The following is a 25,711-nucleotide window of genomic DNA, read 5'->3' on the forward strand; positions in this document are numbered from 1 at the left end:
TAATGCAAGCCAAAAAAAAGTTTTCTATCCTTATCACTACCAAAAATCGTAAGGATGATTTGGTTTTTACATTGCTGAAAATTAATTATTTATTGAGTAGGGAAGATGTAGAATGCCTTATTTGCGATGATGGCTCGGAGGATGGAACGACAGATTTTATTGAGGCAAATTATCCAAAGATTTTATTAATTAGAAATGAGAAAAGTAAAGGATTAATTTACAGCCGAAATCGGCTTTTATCGTTGGTGAGTTCTGAATATGCTATTTCTATTGATGACGACTTGCATTTTATTACTCAAAATCCGTTGGAGATTATCGAAGAAGCATTCGATAAAAATCCTAAAATAGCGCTTCTTGGTTTTAGAGTTTTTTGGAATTTGAAAGAACCGGAAATCACTTATTCTGAAGAGCACTCTCACAGAATGAAGAGCTTTGTTGGCTGCGGTCATGTATGGCGAATGAAAGCCTGGCGTGAAATTCCGGATTATCCGGATTGGTTTATTTTTTACGGAGAAGAAGATTTTGCTTCTTATCAGTTATTCAAAAAAAACTGGGAAATACATTATTTGCCAGAAGTTTTGGTCAATCATAGAGTGGATATTAAAGGAAGAAAAAAAAACGCAGATTATACGATTCGCCTAAGGCGCTCTTTGCGATCCGGCTGGTATTTGTATTTTTTGTTTTACCCAATTCGCCATATTCCGAGGAGACTATTTTATACTATTTGGATACAGCTTAAAACAAAAGTTTTTAAAGGAGATTTTAAAGCGCTAAAAGCATTAATTTTGGCTTTATTTGATGTAGTGATATCAATTCCGAAAATTATCAAAAATGCCAACAGATTGTCTTTAAGAGAATTCGAAAACTATCAAAATTTAGAAGAAACTAAACTGTACTGGAATCCAAAAGAAAAGGCAAAAACGTAATTCTTTTTAAATGAAAACCATCGCTATTATTCCTGCCCGAGGAGGTTCTAAAAGATTACCTCAAAAAAATATAAAATTGCTTGGCGGATTGCCGTTACTGGCACACAGTATTTTATTCGCTCAGGCGAATAGCGAAATAATAGACGAAATTTATGTTTCGACGGATGATGCAGCAATAAAAAAAATAGCATTAGAAATGGGTGTCAAAGTCATGGACAGACCGAAAGCGCTTTCCGGAGATTTAGAGCCCACAGTTACTGCGCTTAAAAATGTATTAGAGCAAATTGATGATGTTGAAAATGTAGTATTATTGCAACCCACAAATCCGTTAAGGTCAGAAAATTTGTTAAGAGAAGCTTTCGATTATTATCTGGGAAAAAAATGTGATAGTTTGTTTACAGTTAGCCAGAATCATCAAAAATTCGGCAAAATTGAAGATAAAAAATTTGTTCCTTTTAATTATAAAATCGGACAAAGAAGTCAGGATCTATTACCACTTTTTTATGAAAACGGATTATTATATATCAGCAAAGCAAAATTGATTTTAGAGGATAAAATTATTTCAGAAAATGCTTTTCCATTCGTAATAGATCATATTTTTGCCAAAATTGATATTGACACGCAAGAGGATTTCGAATACGCCGAATATGTATTCAATAAACATATAAAAATTAATTCATAACCTACTTTATGAACCCATACATAGAAATTGCAGGAAGAAAAATAGGCCAGGATTTCCCTCCTTTGGTCATAGCAGAAATCGGAATTAATCACGAGGGCTCTTTGCAAGTGGCCAAAGAGATGGTAGATGCAGCTCATCGAGCAGGAGTTGAGGTAGTAAAACATCAGACTCATATTGTAGAAGATGAAATGAGCGGAGCTGCCAAAAAAGTAATTCCGGGCAATGCCGATGTTTCTATTTACGAAATCATGGAACGCTGTTCTTTAAACGAAGCTGAAGAGTTAGAACTTAAAAATTATGTAGAAAGCAAAGGCATGATTTTTATTTCGACACCATTCTCCAGAGCTGCCGCAGAACGCTTAAAAAAGTTTGATATTCCAGCTTATAAAATAGGTTCTGGAGAATGTAATAATTATCCGTTATTAGAACATATTGCTTCTTTTGGAAAGCCCGTTATTTTAAGTACAGGTATGAATACAATAGAAAGTGTTCAGAAAGCAGTTGCTATTTTTGATAAATTCAATATTCCGGTAGCGCTTCTGCATACCACAAATTTGTACCCAACGCCAATACATTTGGTTCGTTTTGGTGCAATGGTAGAATTGCATCAGGCATTTCCGGACAAAGTTTTTGGGTTGAGCGATCACACCCTGAATAATAATGCTTGCTTAGGTGCAGTTGCCCTTGGCGGAAGCATTTTAGAAAGGCATTTTACAGATCACATGCAAAGAACAGGCCCGGATATCGTTTGTAGTATGGATGAAAAAGCGTGTCAGGAACTTATTGTATCTTCTGCAGAAATGGCTTTAATGCGTGGCGGAACAAAAAAACCGGCTATTGAAGAACAAGTAACAATTGATTTTGCATTTGCAACTGTTTGTGCAATAGCTCCTATTAAAAAAGGCGAAGTTTTATCGAAAGAAAATATTTGGGTAAAACGCCCAGGAACGGGGAAGATTTTAGCAGAACATTTTAATGATCTGATTGGAAAAACGGCTGCCAGAGATATTCAAAATGATGAACAATTAGATTGGGACGATATTCAATAAATCCCATTCCCATTTCTAACCTAGATTTATAATTTTGAAACAAAATACCCGATTAAGAGAACTTGATTTTTTAAGAGGAATCGCTATTATTCTCGTTTTAATGCGTCATCAGCAGTTATTCGACTTTACATCAAAAATGGGATGGATAGGTGTTGACTTATTTTTTGTTTTGAGTGGTTTTCTGGTTTCAGGTTTGTTATTTAAAGAATATTTGAAATTTGGCAATATTAAGCCGGGTTTGTTTTTAATAAGAAGAGCATTTAAAATTTATCCAATTTATTACTTAACTTATTTTTTATATCTCATACCCAAAATAATAAAACATCAATTTGAATGGTCTGGACTTTTTTCTGATCTTTTCTTTGTTCAGAATTATGTTTATGGATGGGGTTATGCTAATGTACCAAGTTGGTCTTTGGCAGTAGAGGAACATTTTTATTTTGGTTTTGCTCTGCTATTATGGTCAGTGATTAAATATAAGTGGATTGATTTAAAACAAGATTTAGCAGAAAAAATCAGCAAATTTGAAATCGTAATTTTTGTAATTATGATTGCTTGTCTAGCTTTAAGATTGATCAGCAATGTTTATTTTCAGGGAAATGGAGATAAAAATTTCACAATGTCACATTTGAGGATGGATTCACTTTTGGCAGGAGTTCTTGTTTCTTATTTGTATTATTTCAAAAGAGAAAAACTAAGTGTTTTCTTTAACTCAAAGAAATATCTTTTGATGTTTTTGTCAATTAGTTTAATTTTATTTACGCCTTTTATAGATTTCGAAGAATCTTTTTTTGTAAGAACATTTGGTTTCTCTTTTCTTTATATTTCATTTGCTATTTTGCTTGTTCATTTTTTATTAGATAAAGACATAAATAAGAAACTTAACAGAGTTTTTTCACGGCAATTGGTAGATATAATAAGTAAAATTGGTTTTTCATCTTATAGTATTTATATTATTCATAGTTTTATAAATTTTCTTTTCAATTTAATAAATAATTTTGTTCTTAATAATTTATTAGGTCCAATGATATCTTTTTTTATAACATCAATTATGAGTGTTTTAGTCGGATTGTTTATGACATTTAAAATAGAAAAATTCTTTTTAAATTATAGAGAAAAATATTTTTCAAATCGAATAAATTAATTGTTACACTTATATTCCTTTCTGATAGATTCAGGATTGTAATTTTAAAAAAAATGAAAAAAATCCTATTCCTAACAGGGACTCGTGCCGATTTTGGAAAAATAAAATCATTAATTCAAACACTTGAGAAACAAGAAAATTTTGAAGTTTTTGTTTTTGTTACAGGCATGCATTTGCAGGAAGTTTATGGTTATACTTTGATCGAAATTGAGCGCTGTAGTTTCAAGAATGTTTTTACATTCGAAAATCATACCCACGAAACAACAATGGATTTGACACTTGCAAAAACAATTGAAGGTCTGTCAAATTATTGTAAAACCATTAATCCTGATATGATTGTGGTGCATGGAGATCGTGTAGAAACCCTTGCAGGAGCTATCGTAGGATCGTTAAATAATATTTTGGTTGCTCATATCGAAGGCGGTGAGGTTTCAGGAACAGTTGATGAATTAATTCGTCACAGCGTGAGCAAATTGAGCCACGTTCATTTTGTTTCGAATGAGCAGGCTGCTAAAAGATTGCTGCAAATGGGAGAAATTAAAGACTCCATTTTTACGATTGGTTCTCCCGATATTGATATTATGTTTTCGGATCAATTACCGGATTTAAGAACAGCAAAAGAATATTACAAAATTGATTTTGAGCAGTATGCTATTGTTATGTTTCATCCTGTTACGACCGAAATTAAGGAAATGCAAAAATATGCAGCAACCTTTGTAGATTCACTATTAGATGACAGTCACAACTATGTAGTTATTTTTCCGAATAACGATTTGGGAAGTCAGTTTATTCTTGAAGCCTATCAAAAATTAAAAAATAACTCAAGATTCAGAATTTTTCCATCGTTGCGATTTGAATATTTTTTGACTTTGTTAAAAAATAGTCAGTTCATTATTGGCAACAGCAGCGCCGGAATTCGCGAGGCTCCATATTACGGAATCCCTATTATAAATATTGGGACTCGCCAGCAAAACAGAGCAGTTCATGCAGATATTATTCATGCCGATTACACGCAAAAAAAGATTAAAGAAGCTTTAGCAATAATTGATTCACATCAAATTCAAGCTGTAAACGATGATTTTGGTCATGGAAATAGTGCTGAATTATTTCTTCAATATCTTAAAAAAGCCGAGATTTGGGAGCTTAATCATCAAAAACAATTTAGAGAGAATTAATTCTATAACAGCAATATAAAATGATTACATTCTCTAAACTTGGGAAAAAAGGAAATCTTGGAAATCAACTTTTTCAGATAGCATCTACAATTGGTTTTGCTGAAAAATTTGGGCATGAGTATTTTTTTCCAGATTGGAATTATTCAAAATATTTTAAAAATTGGCCACCTGCTTTTTATAAAGATGAATCTTTTGAAATAGTGAATGAAAAAGAGTTTAACTATTATGAATGGAACCTGAAAAAAGGTAATTATGATATTGATGGATGGCTTCAGTCTGAAAAGTATTTTAATGTTGAAAAAACTAAAAAACTTTTTCAGTTTGAAAGTTTTAGCCAGGATTTATATGCTAAATACAGTTTTCTTTTTTCAAAAAAAACAATATTGGTATCTGTTAGAAGAGGCGATTTTGTGAGACACCCTCATTATTATCAATTATCATATTTGTTTTATTTCAAATCAATTATAGAAAATTTTCCTGACTGGAGAGATAGAAATATAGTGTTTACAAGTGATGATATATCGTATTGCAAATATCATTTTTCATTTTTAAAAAATGTATTCTTTTTAGAAGATTTAACACCAATTAATCAATTAGTTTTAGGAGCAAAATGTGATGATTTTATTATTAGTAATTCAACTTTTTCTTGGTGGATCGCCTGGCTAGGAGAAAAGGAAAAATCTAAAATTATAAGACCAATTAAAATTTTCCAAGGTGAATTCGCAGAGAGAAATAATGATTCAGATTATTTTCCAGACAGATGGTTTAGTTTTGATGACTCTAGTTTTGGAATAGAAAAAAAATATTTTACTCTTTATGTAAGAGGTTTTTTATATGAGTTTTTAATTGATATTAGGTGTTTTTATCATAAAAGTAAAAAACGAATTAAAGTACTAATAAAACAATTATTTAGAGGGCTAAAATGAAAAAATTAGGGATAGTAATAACCGATGGTGTAGGATTTCGAAATTTTGTTATGAGTAATTTTATAATAGAAGCTTCTCAACAATTTGACAAAATTGTTATTTATTCTGGTCTACCAGCAAGCTGTTATCGAGATGTAGAAAATTCTAAAATTGAGATAAAGGAACTTACTGTTTTTAATGAAGGGAAAGTAACTTGGGCTTTCAGAAAATGGAAAGAGTTAGCTCATTTACAAAAATATAAAATCTTTTATGGGATGAATGATAATCTCGTTTCTGGTTATCCTAAAAATAATTCTATCAGGTCAATATTTATAAAAATTATTTATTTTTTTACTAAATATATTAATTCAGATTCGAGTATTTTATTTGCAGAAAAGATGCAGTTTTTATCGTTTTCTAAAAATAATGTAACAAAAGAATATCTTGAATTACTTAAAAAAGATACACCATCTCATTTGTTCTTTACACATCAAAGACCTCCTTATTTGGCGCCATTTTTGTACTCCGCAATCCAATTGAAAATTCCTGCAGGGACTTTTATTTTTAGTTGGGACAATTTGGCATCTAAAGGGAGAATGTTGGGTAATTTTGATTATTTTTTGGTTTGGAGCCAGTTGATGAAAGAAGAGTTACTCTACTTCTATCCAAATGTAAAAAATGAAAATGTAAAGATTGTGGGAACACCACAATTTGAGCCTTATGTTCTAAGTAAATACGAATCGACAAGCGAAAGCTTTTTTGCTAAATTTGGTTTAGATAACGCTAAAAAAATAATTTGTTATAGTTGTGCAGATGCTTCAATCGGTCAAAATGATCCTCTAGTAATCAAAGCAATAGCTGAGGGTATTAGAAATAATGAAATAAAGCATCAGGTACAGCTTCTCGTTAGAACATCTCCAGCTGAAGATGATAGTAGATTTCGATCTATTCGAGATGAGTTTCCCGGGATAATATGGAATGTACCAAAATGGATTTTAACCAGAGAAAATCATAGTGAAAATTGGTCCCAAAGAATACCAAGTCAGGAAGATATATCAGACTTGAGATCAATACTCGAAAACTCCGATCTTAGTATTAACATGTGCTCAACTATGAGTCTAGATTTTATGCTATTTGATAAACCAGTAATAAATGCTGTATTTGGAAATTTAGAAAATGGTCTTTACAACGACCAAAGATTTTTAAACTACGATCACTATAAAAAAGTTGTTGATAGTAATGCAGTAATGATTGCTAAGAATACAAAAGTATTAATTGATCAAATTAATACAACTCTTAATAATCCATCAGAAAGAATGAAGTACAGAAAAGCTATGATTGATTTGCAAGTTGGCAAAGAATTAGTGGGAACCAGTAAAAGAATTATTAAAGTTTTGTCAGAGTTATGAGTGAAACCAATTTAAAGTCTTTAAATCTCAATAACAGAATTGCCATTCTAGATGGTTTTAGAGCTCTTGCAATTCTTTCCGTTATATTTTATCATTATTTCTACAGATGGAATAATCCAGTAACGCCTTATGAAGGAGCTGAGTTTTTTCATTACGGATTTAGAGGTGTTCCTTTTTTCTTTATGATTAGCGGGTTTGTAATTTGCTACTCATTAGAAGGAACTGAAAGTCGTATCGTTTTCTGGAAAAAAAGGTTTATCAGATTATTTCCTTCAATGTTTATAGCCTCAGTTCTAACGTTTGTTTTTTTATCGCTATTCGACAAAACTAAAATGTTTGAAGATAGTAATCAAATTCATAACTTGATTACCAGCATCACTTTCCTGCCTCCAAATGTTTACGATTTACTATTCGGAACCCGAAATTACTTTAGTTATATTAATTTTTCATACTGGAGTCTATGGCCTGAAATTCAATTTTATTTTTTAGCCAGTACAATTTATTTTTTAGATAAAATCAGTTTCAAAAGAAATTTTATAATAGTTTGTATTACGCTAATGTTGTTGTATAACACCATACTTTTTTTTAATTTAAATCAAATTAAGTTTCTCGAAAAAGCAATAAATCTGTTTAATCTCATCAAACATTTATCTTTTTTTCTTTCTGGCGCTCTCTTCTACATGTTGTATAGAAAAAGTAACCATTATGTATATTTACTTTTTCTCTTGTTTGCTTATTTAAGTGCAAATCTTTCTTTGTCGATTCCCGAATTGATTGCAACTGCAATTATGTTTGGTTTATTTTTCTGTTTTATATACTGTCCGGGGATTTTGATAATTTTTAAAAATAAGATTCTAGCTGCGATTGGTTTTTCTTCTTATTTTTTATATCTAATTCATGAAAATATTGGGGTAGTATGGATTTTAAAAATAGTTCCTTTTTTCCGTTCCAATAGTTTTATCGCTCCGGTTTTAATTATAATTTTCATGACTCTTTTTAGTGTTTTTTATACTAATACAATTGAATCTAAGATTATTAAGTATCTTAATAAAACCTTATTAAAAAAGAAAATATGACCAAAATAGCCATACTTTGCAATTACAAATTACATCCTGAAAGAGTCGGCGGAATGGATTATTTTTTCTGGGAATTTGATAAAAAATGCAAAGAAAATAATGTAGAAGTCGATTGGTTTTTTCCGAACGAAATTGAGAATACAAATTATAAAGGAATGACAATTATTAGTTTTGAGAATTATCAATTAGAAACTTTTTTTATTGATTATATAAATAAAAATAATTCAAAATACGATGTTATCATTACTCATTTTGTTGAGTTATGTAGTTCTTTTTTTAAAGATGTAAAAAAGTATTATCCTTCAAAAATTATTTGTGTTGATCATAATCCAAGACCTCTTGAAGGGTTTACTTTTAAGAAAAAACTAATAAAGAAATTAAAGGGTATTTTGTATTCTAAATACACCGATACATTTATTGGAGTTTCAGATTATACTACTAAAAATATTCTGAAAGATTATGGTTTGTTTTTAAGAAAAAAAACAAAAACAATTTATAATGGCGTAAAAGAAGAATTGTTTTTGAAGAGAGAAAACAATGAAAGATATTTTAAAAAATTTATTCTGACTTCAAATTTGAGATACGTAAAGGGAATACAAGATCTCATCGAGGCAGTTTCTTTTTTGCCTGAAACAATAATTGCTAACAGTGTTTTTCATCTTTACGGAGAAGGAGATTATGAAATAAAGTTGAAAGAGTTGGTAAAAAAGTATCATTTAGAAAAAAACATTCTTTTTTTCGGAAGTTCTTCTGTTTTAAATGAGATTTATTGCGAGTACGACTACATGATTCAACCTACCTATATGGAATGTTTTAGTTTGTCAATTCTGGAAAGCCTTAGTGCAAATGTTCCAGTAATCACAACGACAGTTGGAGGAAATGCTGAGGTTGTCATTCACAATGAAAATGGCTATTTGATTGAGCCACATCAACCAAAACAGTTAGCGAAACTTTTACAAGAAATTTGCCAAGGTCGAAAAAAAATTAATAATGAGACTTTTATAAATATTCGTGAAAATTTTAATCTTAAATTAATGGTAGATAATCATTTTAGAGAATTATGATTTTTAAAATTTATAAGTATATTTTTGCTGTGTAAAATCAATTTAATTGTATGTTTTTTAATTCCCTAGCTTTTGCTATCTTTTTGCCAATTGTTTTTTTTCTGTATTGGTTTGTTTTCAATAAAAACAAAAGCACGCAAAATGTCTTATTAATCGTTGCTAGCTATTATTTTTATTCTTGTTGGGACTGGAGATTTTTATTCTTGCTGGTTTTCTCTACTTTTCTGGATTATTACACAGGAATTCAGATTGAAAAAGGAAAATCAGAAAAAAGGAGGAAGTTTTGGTTTTGGCTGAGTATTATAGTGAATTTAGGGTTTCTTGGAATCTTTAAATATTATAACTTTTTTGCGGGGTCATTTTCAGAATTGCTAAACTCAGCGGGTATAAAGGTAAGTCCGCTTTTGCTGGATGTAATTCTCCCGGTTGGAATTTCATTTTACACTTTTCATGGTTTGTCGTATGTTATCGATATTTATTTGAAAAGAATAAAAGCCGAATATAATTTTATAGATTATTCTCTGTTTGTTAGTTATTTTCCGCTATTAGTGGCGGGACCAATAGAGAGAGCCACCCATTTATTACCTCAGTTAAAAGTAAAAAGAGAATTCGATTTTGAAAAAGCCAAAGAGGGCATTTACCAAATTATTTGGGGATTGGTCAAAAAAGTCGTTATCGCAGATACCTGCGCAACGTATGCCAATGCTATTTTTGATCATTATCCTTCAATGAATTCTTTTTCTCTTATTTTAGGGGCTATTTATTTTGCTTTTCAGATTTATGGAGATTTCTCAGGATATTCGGATATCGCTTTGGGGGTTTCAAAATTATTTGGTTTAGATCTGTTGCGAAACTTTAATTATCCTTATTTTTCAAGAGATATTGCCGAATTTTGGCGTCGTTGGCACATCTCGCTTTCGTCTTGGTTTCGCGATTATTTATACATTCCGCTTGGTGGAAGCAAAGGCGGAATCTGGATAAAAATTAGAAATACATTCATCATTTTCTTAGTCAGCGGTTTTTGGCATGGCGCCAATTGGACATATATTGCGTGGGGTTTTATAAATGCGCTGTACTTTTTGCCTTTGCTTTTAAGTAATAGCAATCGGAATAATATGGATGACATTCAGTTAAAATTCGATTTTAGTTCTGTAAAGGTCATCATAAGTATTGTATTTACTTTTGCTTTAACTTGTATTGCATGGGTTTTCTTTAGAGCAAAAACCATAACAGATGCAGTTTTGTATCTAAAACAAATTATTTCTAATAGAGAATTTAAAATTGAATATTTAGCAAACGATAGAAGTAATTACGAACTTATTGTTATGATTGCTTTATTTACTTTGGTTGAATGGAATATTCGCAATAAGATAGAGCCAATTTCAGGAAAAAGGACGACACTGAAATTAGCGTTGGCAATTGCAGCAATTATGGCTTTTGGGACTTTTTCAGATTATAAAGAATTTATATATTTTCAGTTTTAATGAAGAATTTTTTAGTTTACATGACCAAAATTTTGATTGTAATATTTTTGGTTGCCATGATTTTAGATTGTATTTATACTGCTGTTTTTTTGCAATCTAAGAATAGAGGAAAAATAGAAACCGTATTTAATTCTAAAGCGCAAAAACTTGATGTTTTAATTTTAGGAACATCACGCGCTCATAATCATTTTGTTGCACAAATGTTTGAAGATAGAGGTTTGAAAACGTTTAATTATGGAATTAGTGGCGGACATTTGTTTGAGACATCATTGCTTTTGAAATTGATGATAGAAAGAAAATATACTATTAAAAATATAATTCTTGAAGCTGATTTAAGTCTGGCTAGTGATAAGGAATCTGAAGGGATTACAGCTAAATTTTTACCATATATTCATAATTCAGCAATTATTAAAGAACATTTTAAATCAGATGCCAATTTTAATAAGTTCTATTATATTCCATTTTATAGATATATTAAATATGATAGTAAAATTGGTTTTAGAGAAGTCTTTTATGCTGCAGTTCATAAAAAGACAAATGTTCTAGATAATTTAGGATATTATCCTTTGATAAAACATAAAAATGGTAATATGAAAAATAATATAATCAACCTCAATCCCTTGCCTCATAATAAATATTACCAAGAAATAAAGAATATTTGCAAAGCCAATAATATTAATTTGATAGCAGTTATGACTCCTATGTGCGAAAATGTTGTCGGTATGAATTATTTTGAAAAGGTAAAAAAAGTTTATCCGGAAATTCATAATTACGAAAATGTAGTGGTAGAAAATAAATATTTTTCCTCTTGCGGACACATGAATGACACAGGAGCTAGGATGTTTACAGCTAGAATATTAAAAGACTTTTTTAAGAAATAAATGCATATAGCTTTTTTAACTCCTGAATTTCCTCACAGTAAAGTTGCCTATGCAGCGGGGATTGGTACCAGTATAAATAATCTTGTTACAGCTCTGGTCAAGCAAGGAACAAAAGTTTCTGTATTTGTTTATGGGCAAAAAACGCAGGAAATTATTAGGGAGAACGGAATCACGATTCATTTGATTAAAAACAAAAAGTATCCAATTTTGGGTTGGTTTTTCTATCGAAAATATATTCAGAATTATTGTGAATCAATTATAAAAAGAGATAATATTTCTGTAATTGAAGCGCCAGATTGGACTGGTATTACTGCCTTTATGAATTTTAAGATCCCTTTGGTGATTCGTTTTCACGGAAGTGATACTTATTTTTGTCACTTAGAAAAGAGAAAACAAAAACTTAAAAATTATTGGTTCGAAAAATTAGCTTTACAAAAGGCTAAAGCTTTTATTGCACCGACTGAATTTGCCGGAAAACTGACGAATTTACTTTTTAAAGCGAAAAATAAAGAAACTAAAGTTATTCATCATGGTTTAGAACTTCACAATTTTCAGAATGATTTCCCTGAAAAATATGAAAAAAATCTCATCTTATATATTGGAACTTTGATTAGAAAAAAAGGCGTTTTAGAATTGCCTGAAATTTTTAATAGAGTTCGAAGAGAGTTTCCTAATGCAAAATTAGTGCTGATAGGGAATGACTCTTATGATGTGAAAACTAACTCAGATTCAACTTGGCAACTGATGCAAAATCAATTTGATAAAAGAGATTTAGAAAATGTGGATTATATAGGCAAAATTCCGTATTCAGAAGTACAAAATTTTATAAAAAAAGCAAATGTTTGTGTGTTTCCTACTTTTGCAGAAACATTAGGTATGGTAACCATAGAGTCTATGGCCATGCAAAAGGCAGTGGTAAACAGTAACATTGGATGGGCAAATGAATTAATAGAGGACGGTGTAAATGGTTTCTTGATCCATCCTGAGAATCACGATTTATTTGCAGAAAAAATAAAAAATGTTTTAAGAGATGAAGATTTCGCTCTGAGTATTGGTAAAGCAGCAAGAGAGAAAACCGAAATTTCTTTTGATATAACAATAATCGCAAAGCAGAATATCGAATTTTATAAAAGAATTATTAATCCAGTATAAGGCAAATGAAATTAAAAGAATTTATAACAAAAACTGGAGAAATTATTTCATACAACGGAACGCCAGATCTGGATCAATTAGAGATTTTATCATCTGGTGCAGGAGATATTTGGCACAGTTCTTTTGAGCAAGGTTACAAAAATGCTTTTCCAGAATTGCTCTATCAAACGGCTGTTTTTTTCTGGTATATCAATGATTTTGATCATCTTGACGAATGTGTGAGCTGGAGAATAAATCCCAATCAATTTGCAATTCGGAAGTCTGTTTGGGAGACTTTGGGAGGTTTTGATCCTGACTACCAAAACCTTCAAATGCAAGCACTTGATTTTGGCTATAATGCTTTGAGGAGTTCTGCGGCGATTCCGCTTTATATAAAAGGTCTTTTTGAAGAGAAAGAGATAGCAGGAATCAATATTTCAGTAAATGATCGATATGTTTTTTTTCGAAAAAACTTCAAAATTGATCACTCAGTATTTATGTTGTATCGAGAAGGTTTTTGGAAATGGAAAGAATGGAGTGCTTTTTTTTATGCTAAGAAAAATTTCAAAAAAAGAACTGAAAAAAGACCTCTTGTAAAACCTCGCCCATTGAATGTTATTGAAGGCAATCCAACGGTTAGTTACATCATTCCAACAATGATGCGTCAACAGTTTGCTTTACAGCTTTTAAACGATTTAGCACACCAAACGTATCCTGTTTCTCAGGTAGTGGTAATAGATGCAACTCCAGAAAATCAAAGAAATGAAAGTTTGTATGATGAAAAAAAATATCCTTTTGAGTTAATTACAAAATGGCAGGAAACAAAAGGGAGTTGCAGGGCAAGGAATGAAGCCATAGAATTATGTACGGGCGACTATATTGTTTTTGGAGATGATGATATAAGGATTCAGCCAAATTTTATCGAAAATCATATTAGAATACTGCAAACGTACAAAGCGCATGCATCAGACGGTTTAGATGTCAGGGCAGATAATCAGGAACAAGACTTGACAGATTTGGAAAATAAATTGACACAGTTAGGTGATAAAAGATGGAAAGTAGGAATATCTCATACTTTTAATAACGCCAATACTTGTGTCAAAGCAGAGTATGTTCGAAAATTGATAGGAAATGATGTCAATTTTGATGGAGGTTATGGCGAAGATACAGATTTTGGTTTGTCTTTGGCAAAATTAGGAGTAGCACTGATTTCAAATCCATTTTCGGTCAATTTACATTTAAAGCCAGCAACGGGAGGATATCGTTTTTGGGGCACCCAAGCTAAAATTTTAGGTAAAAAGAGAAAAGCCCAACCTTGGGAATTAGGTGTTCCTGTAAAAAGAATAAAGCCAGTTCCGAGTCCAACAATTATGTACGGAATTGTAAAACATTTTACACCTCAACAAGTCATGGAGTACAAATACAAACATTTTTTTCTGTATCTTTTTAAAGGCTCTAAAACGGGATTTTTATATCGATTTTTGCGTTTGCCATACAAAAATTTGCAGTTTAAAAAATCTTTGTTTTATGCTCGAAAATTAAATGAATTAGGAATTAGACACAAATAGAGTATGAAATTTTCTTTAATTATTTGTACCTATATGCGTCCTGAACCGTTACTGCAATTATTGCAATCGGTTCAGAAACAGTCATTGTATCCCGATGAAATACTCATTATTGATGGTTCGATCAACGATGAAACTAAAGAAGTAATAGCGCAAAATCATTTTGAAAAGTTACAATATTTTTTAGTTACGAAAGAAAATCGAGGACTAACAAAACAGCGTAATTTCGGAATTTCGAAAGTAAATTCAGCGATTGAAATCGTTTGTTTTTTGGATGATGATACTGTTTTAGAACCAGATTATTTTGAAATTTTACTAGGTACATATAAAAAAAATCCTGAAGCTCTCGGAGTTGGCGGGTACATTACAAATGAAGTAAAGTGGGATAAAGTAATAAGGAATTATATTCCTAAAAGTAACGAATTTTGTATTGACGAATGGAAGCGTAAAGATGGAAGTCGTTTTGTGTTGCGAAAGAAAATTGGTTTAGATACTGATTGTCCACCAGGTTTTTCTCCTAATTTTTCTCATGGAAGGAGTATAGGTTTTTTACCTCCCAGCAATAAAATATATGAAGTGGAACAATTAATGGGCGGTGTTTCGTCTTTTAGGAAAGTAATTTTTGACACATTTTCATTTTCTACTTATTTTGAAGGTTACGGTTTGTATGAAGATGCAGATTTTTCGCTAAGAGTATCAAAAACGGGGAAATTATATGTAAATACAGAGGCAAAATTAAGTCATTTTCATGCAGAGTCAGGAAGGCCTAACCAATATAAGTATGGTAAAATGGTAGTAAGAAACGGTTGGTATGTATGGAGAGTTAAAAATCCAAAACCAATTCTAAAAGACCGCTTAAAATGGAATGCGATTACAATTTTACTCATAATTATAAGGTTGACAAATGTCATTACAGATAAAAATAAAAAAGCTGCATTTACAGAGTCTTTGGGCAGAATAATAGGGTGGTGGAGTCTGATTTTTAATAAACCAATATAAAGGAAATTAACGAATGAGTTCTTCAATTATTAAATTTGCAATAATCACTCATGTAAATCACATTCAAAATCAAATGAAATTTTTTGGCTATGCACCTTATATGCGCGAAATGAATATTTGGTTAAAATATGTTGATGAACTAATTGTTGTTGCACCCTTAAAAGATAATAATCCTTCAGTAATCGATCATTTTTATCAGCATCATATCATCGATTTTAGAAAGGTTCCCGATTTTAATGTAACGAGTCTAAAAAACATTTTTTTTTCGGTATTCAAATTGCCAATTATTTTTTGGCAGATTTTTAAGGCTATGAAAAATGCAAATCACATTCATTTGCGATGCCCTGGAAATATTGGATTGATAGGTTGTGTAGTACAAATATTTTTTCCTCATAAAATGAAAACGGCTAAATATGCCGGAAATTGGGATCCAGGGAGCAAACAACCTTGGACATACAAATTGCAAAAGTATATTTTGAGCAATACTTTTTTGACTCGAAATATGCAGGTTTTGGTTTACGGAGAATGGGAAAATCAAACAAGTAATATAAAACCATTTTTTACAGCCACTTATTCAGAGAATGAAAAAAAAGTCGTAATAAAAGAAAATTTTAAAACTAAAATACAGTTTGTTTTTGTTGGAAGTTTGGTATCCGGTAAAAACCCTATGTATGCAATTCAATTAATTGAGAAGTTAAAAAATAAAGGAAAAAATGTTGTTTTAAATGTGTACGGAAATGGTACTGAAAGTACAGTTCTGGAAGAATATATTAAAACACATCAATTAGAAAATACTATTTTTTTGCACGGTAATCAAAACCAGGAAATTGTTAAAACGGCCTATCAAAAAAGCCATTTTGTCTTATTGCCGTCAAAAAGCGAAGGTTGGCCCAAGGCCATTGCTGAGGGAATGTTTTGGGGTTGTGTTCCTATTGCAACCAAGGTTTCTTGTGTACCATACATGCTTGATTTTGGTAATCGCGGCATTTTATTAGAGATGAATCTGGATAAAGATGTTCTTCAACTAGAAAAAATAGTTGAAGATGAGAAAATTTTTATGATCATGAGCCAACTAGCAAAAGATTGGTCGCAAATATATACCACAGATGTTTTTGAAACTGAAATCAAAAAGCTTTTAGAAAAAAGATGAGAATAGTACAAATTATAGACTCATTAGAAGCAGGAGGAGCAGAGCGAATGGCCGTAAATTATGCCAATGCTTTGGTCGGTAGAATTGCATTTTCGGGATTAGTGGTTACCCGAAAAGAAGGAATCTTAAAAAAACAATTAGATGCAAAGGTTTCGTATTTATTTCTTAAAAAAACAAAAAGTATTGACTTTGGAGCAGTTTTTAGGCTTAGGAAATTTATAAAAGACAACAAAATCGATTTTATTCATGCTCATAGTTCCTCTTTTTTTATTGCTGTTTTGGTAAAAATAACTTTTCCAAAAATACAAATCATTTGGCATGATCATTATGGTATTTCACAGGATTTGAACGCAAGAAAAAATATAAGTTTAAAAATTGGTTCACTATTTTTTGCAGGAAGTATTGCAGTTAATCTAGCACTAAAAAAATGGGCAGAATCTTATCTCTGGTCATCAAATATCGTTTATTTTTCTAATTTTATAATGAGTTCTTTTTTCTCAGACGAAGAGTTACCTTTACAAGGTGTTGATGATAAAAGAATTATATGTGTAGCAAATCTTCGGGAGCAAAAAAATCATAAATTATTAATTAGCGCCGCTAATATAATCTGTAAAAAATATCCCGACTGGACTTTTCACTTGTTTGGAAAAGATTTTGAAGATGATTATTCTAAAGAGATTATGAATCTAATTCTAAATTTAAAATTAAAGAATAATGTCTTTTTTTACGGAACAACAGAGCATGTTGTTTCGGCATTAAAACAATGCAATATTGCAGTTTTGTCTTCATTGTCAGAGGGACTTCCTTTGGCTATTTTAGAATATGGTAGGTGTAAAATGCCTGTGGTTGCAACAAATGTTGGGGAAGTTTCAAGTGTAATCAATTCTGGAAAAGAAGGTTTGGTGGTTGAATCAGATAATTTGGAACAATTTTCAAATTCGATTATTAAATTCATAGAAAATGAAGAGTATAGAAATAAAATGGGAGAAGCTTTGTTTAGAAAAATTGAATTAAGTTTTAGTGAGCAATCTATTATTAAAGAATACCTATATTGGCTGAATTCTTTGAGTAATTTTAGATAAAATATTTAAAAAAATAAATGAAAAACACTCCATTGTCTTATGGCTATCTACTTATAATTCATGCCGCAATTGCTTTGACAGTTTTTGCAATACCTTTTTTGTCTAAAATCTACGCTCTTTTAATACCTATTATTGGCTTTTTTATTGTTTTTAAAACCAAAAACAGAAATAACGAAGTTCTTCTGATTGCTGGTTATCTGGTAGGAGTTGAAGTTTTTCTCCGCATGACGGGTGGAAATTTTAACAATGAGTATATAAAGGTCACTGTGATTATCTTTATGCTTATCGGCATGATGTACAGCAACTTCTCTGTCAATGGTATGATTTATGCCGTCTTTATACTTCTTTTGGTGCCAGGAATTTTAATAACTACAATAACGGCCGATTTTAATACAGATATCAAGAAAGCGTTAGTTTTTAATTTGTCGGGAGCAGTTTGTTTGGGGATTTCCTCCATATATATGTATAATAGGAGAATTGTATTTTCTGATTTACAAAATATTCTGGTAGCGATGGGACTTCCCGTAATCACTACAACTATTTATTTGTTTTTATACAATCCAAGTGTTCAGGGTGTTGTGACGGGGACGCAGTCTAACTTTGAAACTTCTGGGGGGTTTGGTCCTAATCAGGTATCTACTATTTTAGGTTTAGGGATTTTTGTTTTTTTTACACAATTAGTGCTGTTTTCAAAAACTAAAAAAGAAATTTTCTTAAATATTATATTATTTGTTTTGGTGAGTTACAGAGGAATCGTGACTTTCTCCAGAGGCGGGATTATTACCGGAGTGGTGATGATTTGCGCTCTTTTAGCAATCTTGTATTTGTTTTCTTCGTCAAAAAGTAAAGGGAAGTTGGGTTTTGTAATTCTCTTGACATTTATAATGGGTCTTGGTATTTGGGTATATAGTTCGGTGCAGACTTCGGGATTAATTAATAAACGATATGCCAATGAAGATTCGAGAGGTAGAACGAAGAAAGATCGTCTGGGAGGTCGCGAATTAATCATGCAGGACGAGTTCAAACTTTTTATTGATAACCCTGTCATGGGTATTGGAGCAGGTATGGGAAAGCAATTTAGGAAAGAAACATTTGGTGGAGAAGTTGCCTCACATAATGAAATCTCAAGGATGTTAAGTGAGCATGGAATATTTGGTATCTTAGGACTTTTATTGCTTTTTATAACACCTTTTGCTGTTTATATCAATAATCGACAGCATTTGTATTTTTTGTCGTTTTATTTTTTTTGGTTATTGACAATAAATCATGCTTCAATGCGTACCGCAGCACCAGCGTTTATTTATGCTCTAACACTTCTTTGGGTAGAAATTAGAGTTCCGAAAAAAGGTGAAAATTCGCTAAACTAATTTCTATTTTTATAATACATTTGCCTTAATTATAGACTCGGAATAAATTTAAAAAAATGCTTTCAAACAATAAAATGCATTTCGAAATTTCAGAAAGAAAAGTATTACTTCATATTTTTGATGCTTTTTTTGTTCTGGGCAGTTTGCATTTATTGAGTTTAATAGTAGAGTTTCACTATTTCAAATTTTCTTTAGAAAATTATTACTGGGAAGCTGTTTTAGTGCTTTATTTATTCCTGTTCGGGACCATTTTTGAAATGTACAATCTGCAAGTAGCAAGCAATCAATTTCAGATTCTCAAAAGCACTATATTTACCACAACATCAACAGTTATTGTCTATTTACTTACACCGGTTTTGTCTCCCGAACTTCCAAAACACAGGATTGCCATCCTGACATTTTATCTTACCGTGCTTTTTGCGTTATTAATTTGGAGAAGTATTTATGTCTATTTTTTAGCATCCTATCGGTTTTTACAAAACGTAGTTTTAATTTGTGATCAAAATCAGGTAGAAGAGTTGGTGCTAGGTCTGGAAAGTGTTGATCCGCATTATAAAATAATAGGATTTGTGAATTCAGATTCTTCCGTAGATAAAAAAAATCATTACATAAAAGAAGTCAATAAAACAGATTTAAAGGTTTTTGTAAAAAATAATAATGTTTCAGAAATCATTATAGCCTCGCAAAAAACGGACGGAATTACTCCAGATTTATACCAGCAATTATTACATCTTTTAGAATCTGGAAATGTAATACGCGAGTACACGCAAGTGTACGAAAGCAAAACCCAACGCATTCCCGTGCAATACATAGCACGAGATTTTTATCGCTTTTTCCCTTTTAGCCGAAACAATCACAATAAATTATATTTATTATTAGTGCTTCTTATCGGATACATTTTTTCTTTGATTGGGATGTCGCTCTGTTTGGTTTTTATTCCTATTATTTTTGTTGGAAATTTAATCGGAAACAAAGGCCCTTTGTTTTATACGCAAGAGCGTGTTGGCAAAGACGGAGTAGTTTTCGAGATTTATAAATTCCGCACAATGGTAGCGAACTCTGAGCAAAACGGAGTTGTTTTTGCAACTTCAAATGATAAAAGAATTACTCCTTTTGGAAAGTTTTTGCGCAAAACCCGACTTGACGAATTTCCTCAATTTATCAACATTCTAAAAGGAGATATGGCTGTTATTGGCCCCAGACCAGAGCGTCCATTTTTTGTGAAAGAAATTGCCGAAATTATGCCTTTTTATGAGACGAGACATGTTATCAAACCGGGTCTTACAGGCTGGGCACAGGTAAATTATTCTTATGGAGAATCTATAGAAGAGAGTTTGATAAAGTTGCAATACGATTTGTATTATATCAAACACAGAAGCATTTTTCTCGATCTGAGCATTACTTTAAAAACATTTACAACCATACTTTTTTATCGCGGACAATAATCTCTAAATAATAATCGGAATTGGTTTTTTGTTGCGAAGAGCTACTCTAACCAAAACGATTCCGCTGGTGATAATCATAGGAAGTACTATCAAAAGATGTACTTTGTTGATCATAAACAAGAAATAAACGACCAAAAATAATAAGTGCAAAACTGCAAATCGATAGGTCCATTTTTTGTTTTTAATGAGAGATAGCAAAATTAAAATCAGTAAAAAAGGACTAAATAAAAGCACATTATAATTCATTGCCAACTCCTGATGAAGTGAGTAAAATCCAACGATTATAAAAAAGATTCCGATTAGAGATAAAACAAAAAGATAGCTTTTGTCGACAATTTTGTTTTTTGCTACCGCTACAAAGGCAAGGATAAAAAGATAAGTATAAAGGTTATTCCACCATGAAAAAGGTGTTTCTTTTTCGAAATTTAAAATTGTCTTGCTTTTACTGGTTAACGGATGATTTTGAAAATTGATTTGCTCTAAGCTATTTTTCAATTCAAAAGGCAAAAATATTTTAGTTCCCGGTTGGTCTACTTTAGTTCCGAAAATAATACTTGTTCCTAGTTTTTCATAAAAATGTCTATCAAAATAAGGAAATAAAATACTTCTGTAAGTAATAGTAGTGTCTCCTTTTTTTACAATTGCATTGCTTTTTAAAGTTTTATTGATGATGTCGACTACCATTGAAGTACAATTTTTGTCGATAAATTTATAAGTATAGTAACGATCTTCTGAAAGTAAAGTTCGATTAAGATTAGAAAATAATTCTTGTTTCAGATTAATAGGAATTAGTAATTCTTGCTCGTAAACGCTTCTTTTTTCATTATTATAATCGTTAATAAAATCTACGTAGGCATGCGCCGTAACAAAATATTGTAAATCTCCTTTTGCAAATTTGGCTACAAAATTTGGCGTTCTAAAATCAAAGGCACCATAATTATAAACGATATCGATATGGTTTGTTGTATCGGTAACCCGAATGGCGGTATGACCAAAATACGAATAGGTCTCGTTACCAAGTCCGCATGTTAAAATGCTTACTTTTAAATCTTTAGAAACAGGTATGTCTTGGCCAAAACCAACGCAACAACTTAGTACTAATAGTATGCTAAAAAGTGTTTTTTGAAGGAAGACTTTTTTCATGATTTAAAATGTTAAGAAGTTTGTGGTTTTTAAATTATTTTCTAAAGATACCTAAATCTACTTTCAAGGAAAAAATATTCGAATACAAAGCGGTACTTTGATTGCCTAAATCGGTCAAAGCGTAATCAATTTGTATGCCTTTATATTTAAAACCAAGACCAATATTGGGCTGAAAACTAAGTTTTTCGGTGCTGTCTAATTGCGTTACATTCTGAAAATTTCCAGCTCCGGCTCTTAAAAAAACGAGATCTGTATAACCAAATTCAAAGCCCACTGCCGGATCAATACTTACTATTTGAGATGAAATAATATCATTGGTTTGTTCAAAACGCATATTTAGATTGGTTGCGACCAAAAGGCTGTAATCATTATGGAAGTCAAATTTTTTGGCCACTCCTAATTGTGCTTTGGGCAAAGTAATTTCGGTACTTTCCGGCAATTCCTGATTTTCTCCCGGAATAGCATCAGAGATTTTCTTGTATTCTTTTTCGTCAATATTCCAAATATTATATGTCGTGGTAATGTCGCGAAGCATGAGGCCAAATTTCCAATCGTTTCTTTCGAATTGTATTCCAAAATCAAAACCAAAACCCCAGGAATTGGCAAATTTACCAATGATTCTTCGAATGATTTTAGCATTTACACCGTATTGAAAACCTTCTACAGGCAATTTTCTCGCATACGAAAAGGTAAAACCATAATCGGCAGTTGAAAATAAGCTAATTCGGTTGTAATCGATATTGCCTTGGTTGTCAATTAATTCTGTAGTGTCTAAGATGTCGTCAACTCCAAAACGAATCATCGAAATTCCCCAAGCACTTCTGTCATCAATAGGGATTGCATAACCAATGTAGTCGTACTGCGCAATGTTGGCAAAATAATTGGCGTGCATCAATGATATTTGATGATCTTCGAGGTGCAATAAACCTGCTGGATTCCAGTAGCCCGAATTAACATCGCTGGTCGAAGCAACAACGGCATTCGACATCCCTAAGGCTGCGGCATCAACACCAATATTCATAAATTCATTCGAATATTTACGAGTTGTTTGGCTGTATTGGGCGGTACAATAGCTAAGTAATAAAAAGACTAAAAATTTTTTCAACGTTTATTTTTTTGAAAACAGGGGCTTGTTTAAATTTTTATCAAAAATATAATAATTTACTGAGCTTATTTACTCCTTTTAGTAAATATTGCTGATGGGTATGATTTAATAAAAATCTATTTTAAAAACACGTGCAACATTAACATATTATGCTAATTTTGTTCCTCAAGACTATCAAATTTATAAAACATGAATATCAAAAAACACATTCCGAATTTAATTACGTTAATCAATCTTTTTTGTGGTTGTATCGCAGTTGTTTTTGTATCGCAAGCTAATTGTTGGCAAGATTCTTTTTACTTTCTTATGGCTTTTTACATGGTGTGTTTAGGGATATTTTTTGATTTTTTTGATGGTTTTTTTGCGAGATTATTCAAAGTCTCAAGTCCACTTGGATTGCAATTAGATTCTTTGGCAGATATGGTGACGAGCGGCGTTGTTCCAGGTTATGTAATGTACAGTATGTTCGAAAGAAGCGGTCATCAATTAGGAAATCAGGCTATCATTCCTTTTTTAGGATTTATTATCACTTTAGGTGCGTGTTACAGATTAGCCAATTTTAATATTGATACTCGCCAGACAGATTCATTTATTGGTTTGCCAACTCCTGCAAATGCATTGTTTATTTTAAGCCTTCCTTTGGTTGTAGAATTTTCAAATTCGATCATCATTCTTGAAGTTTTAACAAATGAATGGGTTTTACTACTTATTACATTATGTAGTGCTTATGTTATGAATGCTGAAATTCCATTGTTTTCATTAAAAATCAAGAAATTCAATTTGAAAGACAATGCACTTCAAATACTATTTTTATTGATTTCTGGCGTATTGCTCGTTTTACTTCGTTACATCGCAATTCCTCTGATTATTATTTTTTATGTGTTATTGTCGATTGTTAACAATATCTTTTCTAAAAAGTAGTTTTTGGTTTGAATAAAAATAAAATGGCGCAACGAAGAACTTCTTATACCAAAAAATCAAAACCTGCAAAATCGATCTTTAATCAGGCCTTACGATGGATAGTGGGAACTTTTTTTACGATGCTTTTTTTAGGTGCCGTTTATCATTATCGTCATGGACTGGCGTATTATTTGGGTTTTAAATCCAATAGAACAGAAGATAGTGTTGAAAAACGCCTTTCGGATGTTCGAAATATTCAGGTTTTAGAAAATCATAAAGGAAAAGTTGTAGGGATTGATGTTTCTGAATTTCAAGGAGTTATTGATTGGGATGATGTCGAAATGCTGGAGGAAAAATATCCTGTGCAGTTTGTTTTTGTTCGCGCTACAGCCGGTAACGATAGGGTTGACAGACAATTTAAAAATAACTGGTTAGAAGCCAAAAAGCATAAAATTATTCGTGGGGCTTATCATTATTATCGTCCGAACGAAAATTCTATCGAGCAGGCTAATCTTTTTATAAAAACGGTCAAGCTAAAAAAAGGTGATTTGCCTCCGGTTTTGGATATTGAAAAGTTGCCTAAAAATCAGCCTTTGGATTCATTAAAAAAAGGCTTGAAAAGATGGTTGAATAAAGTAGAATCTCATTATGGTGTGCGCCCAATCATCTATACAGGAGAACGCTATTATAGTGATTTTTTACAAGATGGTTTTGGAGAATATTTATTCTGGATTGCCAATTATAATTTTTACAGAGAAAAAATGGACGAAGAATGGCTTTTCTGGCAATTTACAGAAAAAGCGACTGTGCCGGGAATAGAACGCAGTGTCGACGTAAATATTTACAATGGCGACTTAGAACAATTGCAATTTATAACGGTGGAGTAGCTTGTTTTTAAAAGGTAAAATTAGGATGGATGCAAAATAAAAAAATTACTGATATCTACGCACACTATAAAGGAAAAACAACAAAGCAATAATAGTTAGCACTGCTATTGTGTTTCCAAAGTTAAGGGTAAAACCCATCCAAGCAACTCTTTTCTGAACAAAGAATCTTTTGTCTTCTTTATTGAAATAAAAAGGGCCAAACCAATTTTTAGGATCTTTATTCCAATTATTTAAATCTTCTTGTGTTGGTTTTTCTGAATTCATTTTGAATGTTTTTTAATTAAAAGTTCAAATTAAAAACGTCGTTGATTTTTTTGATTTAAAATTCAAGTTTCTTTTTACGCAATTCAAAATTTTGCCCCAAATAAACACGGCGAACCATTTCGTCTTCTACCAATTCTTCCGGAATTCCTGCTTTTAAAATTCCACCTTCAAACATCAAATACGTTTTGTCAGTAATGGCTAAAGTCTCCTGAACGTTGTGATCGGTAATTAGGATTCCGATGTTTTTGTTTTTTAATTGTGCAACAATTCGCTGAATATCTTCTACGGCAACGGGGTCAACACCTGCAAAAGGTTCGTCTAATAAAATAAATTTCGGATCGGTTGCCAAAGCACGAGCGATTTCGGTACGACGACGCTCACCTCCCGAAAGTAAATCACCTCGGTTGGTACGAATATGTTCTAAGCTAAATTCTTCAATTAAACTTTCCATCTTTGCAATTTGCTCTTCTTTAGAAAGTTTGGTCAATTGCAAAACGCTAAGAATATTGTCTTCGATACTTAATTTTCTAAAAACAGAAGCTTCCTGAGCCAGATAGCCAATACCTTGCTGTGCGCGCTTGTACATTGGATAGTCGGTAATATTCAGATCATCAAGATAGATATTTCCTGAGTTTGGTTTTACCAATCCTACGATCATGTAAAATGAAGTTGTTTTTCCGGCACCATTTGGTCCCAAAAGTCCAACGATTTCCCCTTGGTTTACTTCAACAGAAATTCCTTTTACAACGCTTCGACCTTTGTAGGTTTTGATTAAATTATCGGCTCGTAGTTTCATTTTTTTAGTTTAAGCGTTTAAGCGTTTGAATCGTTTATTCGCTGCAAATTAACGAATAAACGATTCAACAAATAAACCTGTT

The 25,711-nt window shown here is 31.6% G+C and carries 24 protein-coding genes; 20 read left to right on the forward strand and 4 right to left on the reverse strand.

Annotated elements, in window-relative coordinates:
• Positions 1 to 2 precede the first annotated feature (2 nt).
• From J3495_RS06980 to J3495_RS07065, 18 genes are all read left to right on the forward strand, one after another.
• Entirely contained in the window at positions 3 to 926 is a 924-nt protein-coding gene (locus tag J3495_RS06980; protein ID WP_210665834.1) for a glycosyltransferase family 2 protein, read from the forward strand.
• Between the two features lie 10 nt (positions 927 to 936).
• Complete coding sequence (locus tag J3495_RS06985; protein WP_210665835.1) at positions 937 to 1,608, forward strand: acylneuraminate cytidylyltransferase family protein; 672 nt, start codon at positions 937 to 939, stop codon at positions 1,606 to 1,608.
• Between the two features lie 8 nt (positions 1,609 to 1,616).
• The gene (locus J3495_RS06990) at positions 1,617 to 2,657 is read left to right on the forward strand and encodes an N-acetylneuraminate synthase family protein (RefSeq protein ID WP_210665836.1); all 1,041 of its coding nucleotides are present in this window, start codon (positions 1,617 to 1,619) and stop codon (positions 2,655 to 2,657) included.
• A gap of 34 nt (positions 2,658 to 2,691) precedes the next feature.
• Positions 2,692 to 3,801 carry an acyltransferase family protein gene (locus J3495_RS06995; protein ID WP_210665837.1) on the forward strand — a complete coding sequence of 370 codons (1,110 nt, stop codon included), beginning with the start codon at positions 2,692 to 2,694 and terminating at the stop codon, positions 3,799 to 3,801.
• Between the two features lie 53 nt (positions 3,802 to 3,854).
• Positions 3,855 to 4,976 (forward strand): UDP-N-acetylglucosamine 2-epimerase, encoded by a 1,122-nt coding sequence (gene neuC, locus J3495_RS07000; protein WP_210665838.1) that lies wholly within the window; start codon positions 3,855 to 3,857, stop codon positions 4,974 to 4,976.
• Positions 4,977 to 4,996: 20 nt separating this feature from the next.
• A complete protein-coding gene (locus tag J3495_RS07005) occupies positions 4,997 to 5,902 on the forward strand; it encodes an alpha-1,2-fucosyltransferase (protein WP_210665839.1) in 906 nt (301 codons plus the stop codon).
• Positions 5,899 to 7,290, forward strand: a complete 1,392-nt coding sequence (locus J3495_RS07010) for a CDP-glycerol glycerophosphotransferase family protein (RefSeq protein WP_210665840.1) — start codon at positions 5,899 to 5,901, stop codon at positions 7,288 to 7,290. The genes J3495_RS07005 and J3495_RS07010 overlap by 4 nt, the downstream gene beginning before the upstream one ends.
• Positions 7,287 to 8,366, forward strand: coding sequence for an acyltransferase family protein (locus J3495_RS07015; RefSeq protein WP_210665841.1), 1,080 nt, complete (start codon positions 7,287 to 7,289; stop codon positions 8,364 to 8,366). The genes J3495_RS07010 and J3495_RS07015 overlap by 4 nt, the downstream gene beginning before the upstream one ends.
• Positions 8,363 to 9,430, forward strand: a complete 1,068-nt coding sequence (locus tag J3495_RS07020) for a glycosyltransferase family 4 protein (protein WP_210665842.1) — start codon at positions 8,363 to 8,365, stop codon at positions 9,428 to 9,430. The genes J3495_RS07015 and J3495_RS07020 overlap by 4 nt, the downstream gene beginning before the upstream one ends.
• 50 nt (positions 9,431 to 9,480) lie before the next feature.
• Positions 9,481 to 10,914 (forward strand): MBOAT family O-acyltransferase, encoded by a 1,434-nt coding sequence (locus J3495_RS07025; RefSeq protein ID WP_210665843.1) that lies wholly within the window; start codon positions 9,481 to 9,483, stop codon positions 10,912 to 10,914.
• Entirely contained in the window at positions 10,914 to 11,795 is an 882-nt protein-coding gene (locus tag J3495_RS07030; protein ID WP_210665844.1) for a hypothetical protein, read from the forward strand. The genes J3495_RS07025 and J3495_RS07030 overlap by 1 nt, the downstream gene beginning before the upstream one ends.
• Positions 11,796 to 12,947, forward strand: a complete 1,152-nt coding sequence (locus J3495_RS07035; protein WP_210665845.1) for a glycosyltransferase family 4 protein — start codon at positions 11,796 to 11,798, stop codon at positions 12,945 to 12,947.
• 5 nt (positions 12,948 to 12,952) lie between these two features.
• Positions 12,953 to 14,494 carry a glycosyltransferase family 2 protein gene (locus J3495_RS07040; protein WP_210665846.1) on the forward strand — a complete coding sequence of 514 codons (1,542 nt, stop codon included), beginning with the start codon at positions 12,953 to 12,955 and terminating at the stop codon, positions 14,492 to 14,494.
• A gap of 3 nt (positions 14,495 to 14,497) precedes the next feature.
• Positions 14,498 to 15,490 (forward strand): glycosyltransferase family 2 protein, encoded by a 993-nt coding sequence (locus J3495_RS07045; protein WP_210665847.1) that lies wholly within the window; start codon positions 14,498 to 14,500, stop codon positions 15,488 to 15,490.
• A gap of 73 nt (positions 15,491 to 15,563) precedes the next feature.
• Positions 15,564 to 16,640 (forward strand): glycosyltransferase, encoded by a 1,077-nt coding sequence (locus tag J3495_RS07050; protein ID WP_236025417.1) that lies wholly within the window; start codon positions 15,564 to 15,566, stop codon positions 16,638 to 16,640.
• Positions 16,637 to 17,722: a glycosyltransferase gene (locus tag J3495_RS07055; protein ID WP_210665848.1), complete on the forward strand. Its 1,086-nt coding sequence runs from the start codon at positions 16,637 to 16,639 to the stop codon at positions 17,720 to 17,722. The genes J3495_RS07050 and J3495_RS07055 overlap by 4 nt, the downstream gene beginning before the upstream one ends.
• 17 nt (positions 17,723 to 17,739) lie before the next feature.
• Positions 17,740 to 19,089, forward strand: coding sequence for an O-antigen ligase family protein (locus J3495_RS07060; RefSeq protein ID WP_210665849.1), 1,350 nt, complete (start codon positions 17,740 to 17,742; stop codon positions 19,087 to 19,089).
• Positions 19,090 to 19,145: 56 nt separating this feature from the next.
• The gene (locus J3495_RS07065) at positions 19,146 to 20,534 is read left to right on the forward strand and encodes an exopolysaccharide biosynthesis polyprenyl glycosylphosphotransferase (protein ID WP_210665850.1); all 1,389 of its coding nucleotides are present in this window, start codon (positions 19,146 to 19,148) and stop codon (positions 20,532 to 20,534) included.
• 3 nt (positions 20,535 to 20,537) lie between these two features.
• Here J3495_RS07065 and J3495_RS07070 read toward each other — a convergent pair whose 3' ends face one another.
• Both J3495_RS07070 and J3495_RS07075 read right to left on the reverse strand, forming a co-directional pair.
• On the reverse strand, positions 20,538 to 21,677 hold the full coding sequence (locus J3495_RS07070; RefSeq protein WP_210665851.1) for a lipoprotein N-acyltransferase Lnb domain-containing protein: 1,140 nt from the start codon (positions 21,675 to 21,677) through the stop codon (positions 20,538 to 20,540).
• A gap of 34 nt (positions 21,678 to 21,711) precedes the next feature.
• The gene (locus tag J3495_RS07075; RefSeq protein WP_449536203.1) at positions 21,712 to 22,782 is read right to left on the reverse strand and encodes a putative type IX sorting system protein PorV2; all 1,071 of its coding nucleotides are present in this window, start codon (positions 22,780 to 22,782) and stop codon (positions 21,712 to 21,714) included.
• 189 nt (positions 22,783 to 22,971) lie between these two features.
• Here J3495_RS07075 and J3495_RS07080 point away from each other — a divergent pair, with 189 nt between their 5' ends.
• Both J3495_RS07080 and J3495_RS07085 read left to right on the forward strand, forming a co-directional pair.
• Positions 22,972 to 23,703: a CDP-alcohol phosphatidyltransferase family protein gene (locus tag J3495_RS07080; RefSeq protein WP_210665852.1), complete on the forward strand. Its 732-nt coding sequence runs from the start codon at positions 22,972 to 22,974 to the stop codon at positions 23,701 to 23,703.
• A 23-nt stretch (positions 23,704 to 23,726) separates the two neighbouring features.
• Positions 23,727 to 24,569 (forward strand): glycoside hydrolase family 25 protein, encoded by an 843-nt coding sequence (locus J3495_RS07085; protein ID WP_210665877.1) that lies wholly within the window; start codon positions 23,727 to 23,729, stop codon positions 24,567 to 24,569.
• Positions 24,570 to 24,614: 45 nt separating this feature from the next.
• On the opposite strand, the gene J3495_RS07090 is transcribed toward J3495_RS07085, so the two are convergent.
• Positions 24,615 to 24,833 (reverse strand): DUF5808 domain-containing protein, encoded by a 219-nt coding sequence (locus tag J3495_RS07090; RefSeq protein WP_210665853.1) that lies wholly within the window; start codon positions 24,831 to 24,833, stop codon positions 24,615 to 24,617.
• Positions 24,834 to 24,888: 55 nt separating this feature from the next.
• Positions 24,889 to 25,629 carry an LPS export ABC transporter ATP-binding protein gene (gene lptB, locus J3495_RS07095; RefSeq protein WP_007803831.1) on the reverse strand — a complete coding sequence of 247 codons (741 nt, stop codon included), beginning with the start codon at positions 25,627 to 25,629 and terminating at the stop codon, positions 24,889 to 24,891.
• Positions 25,630 to 25,711: the final 82 nt, after the last annotated feature.

Source organism: Flavobacterium geliluteum (assembly GCF_017948595.1).
GTDB lineage: Bacteria > Bacteroidota > Bacteroidia > Flavobacteriales > Flavobacteriaceae > Flavobacterium > Flavobacterium flavipigmentatum.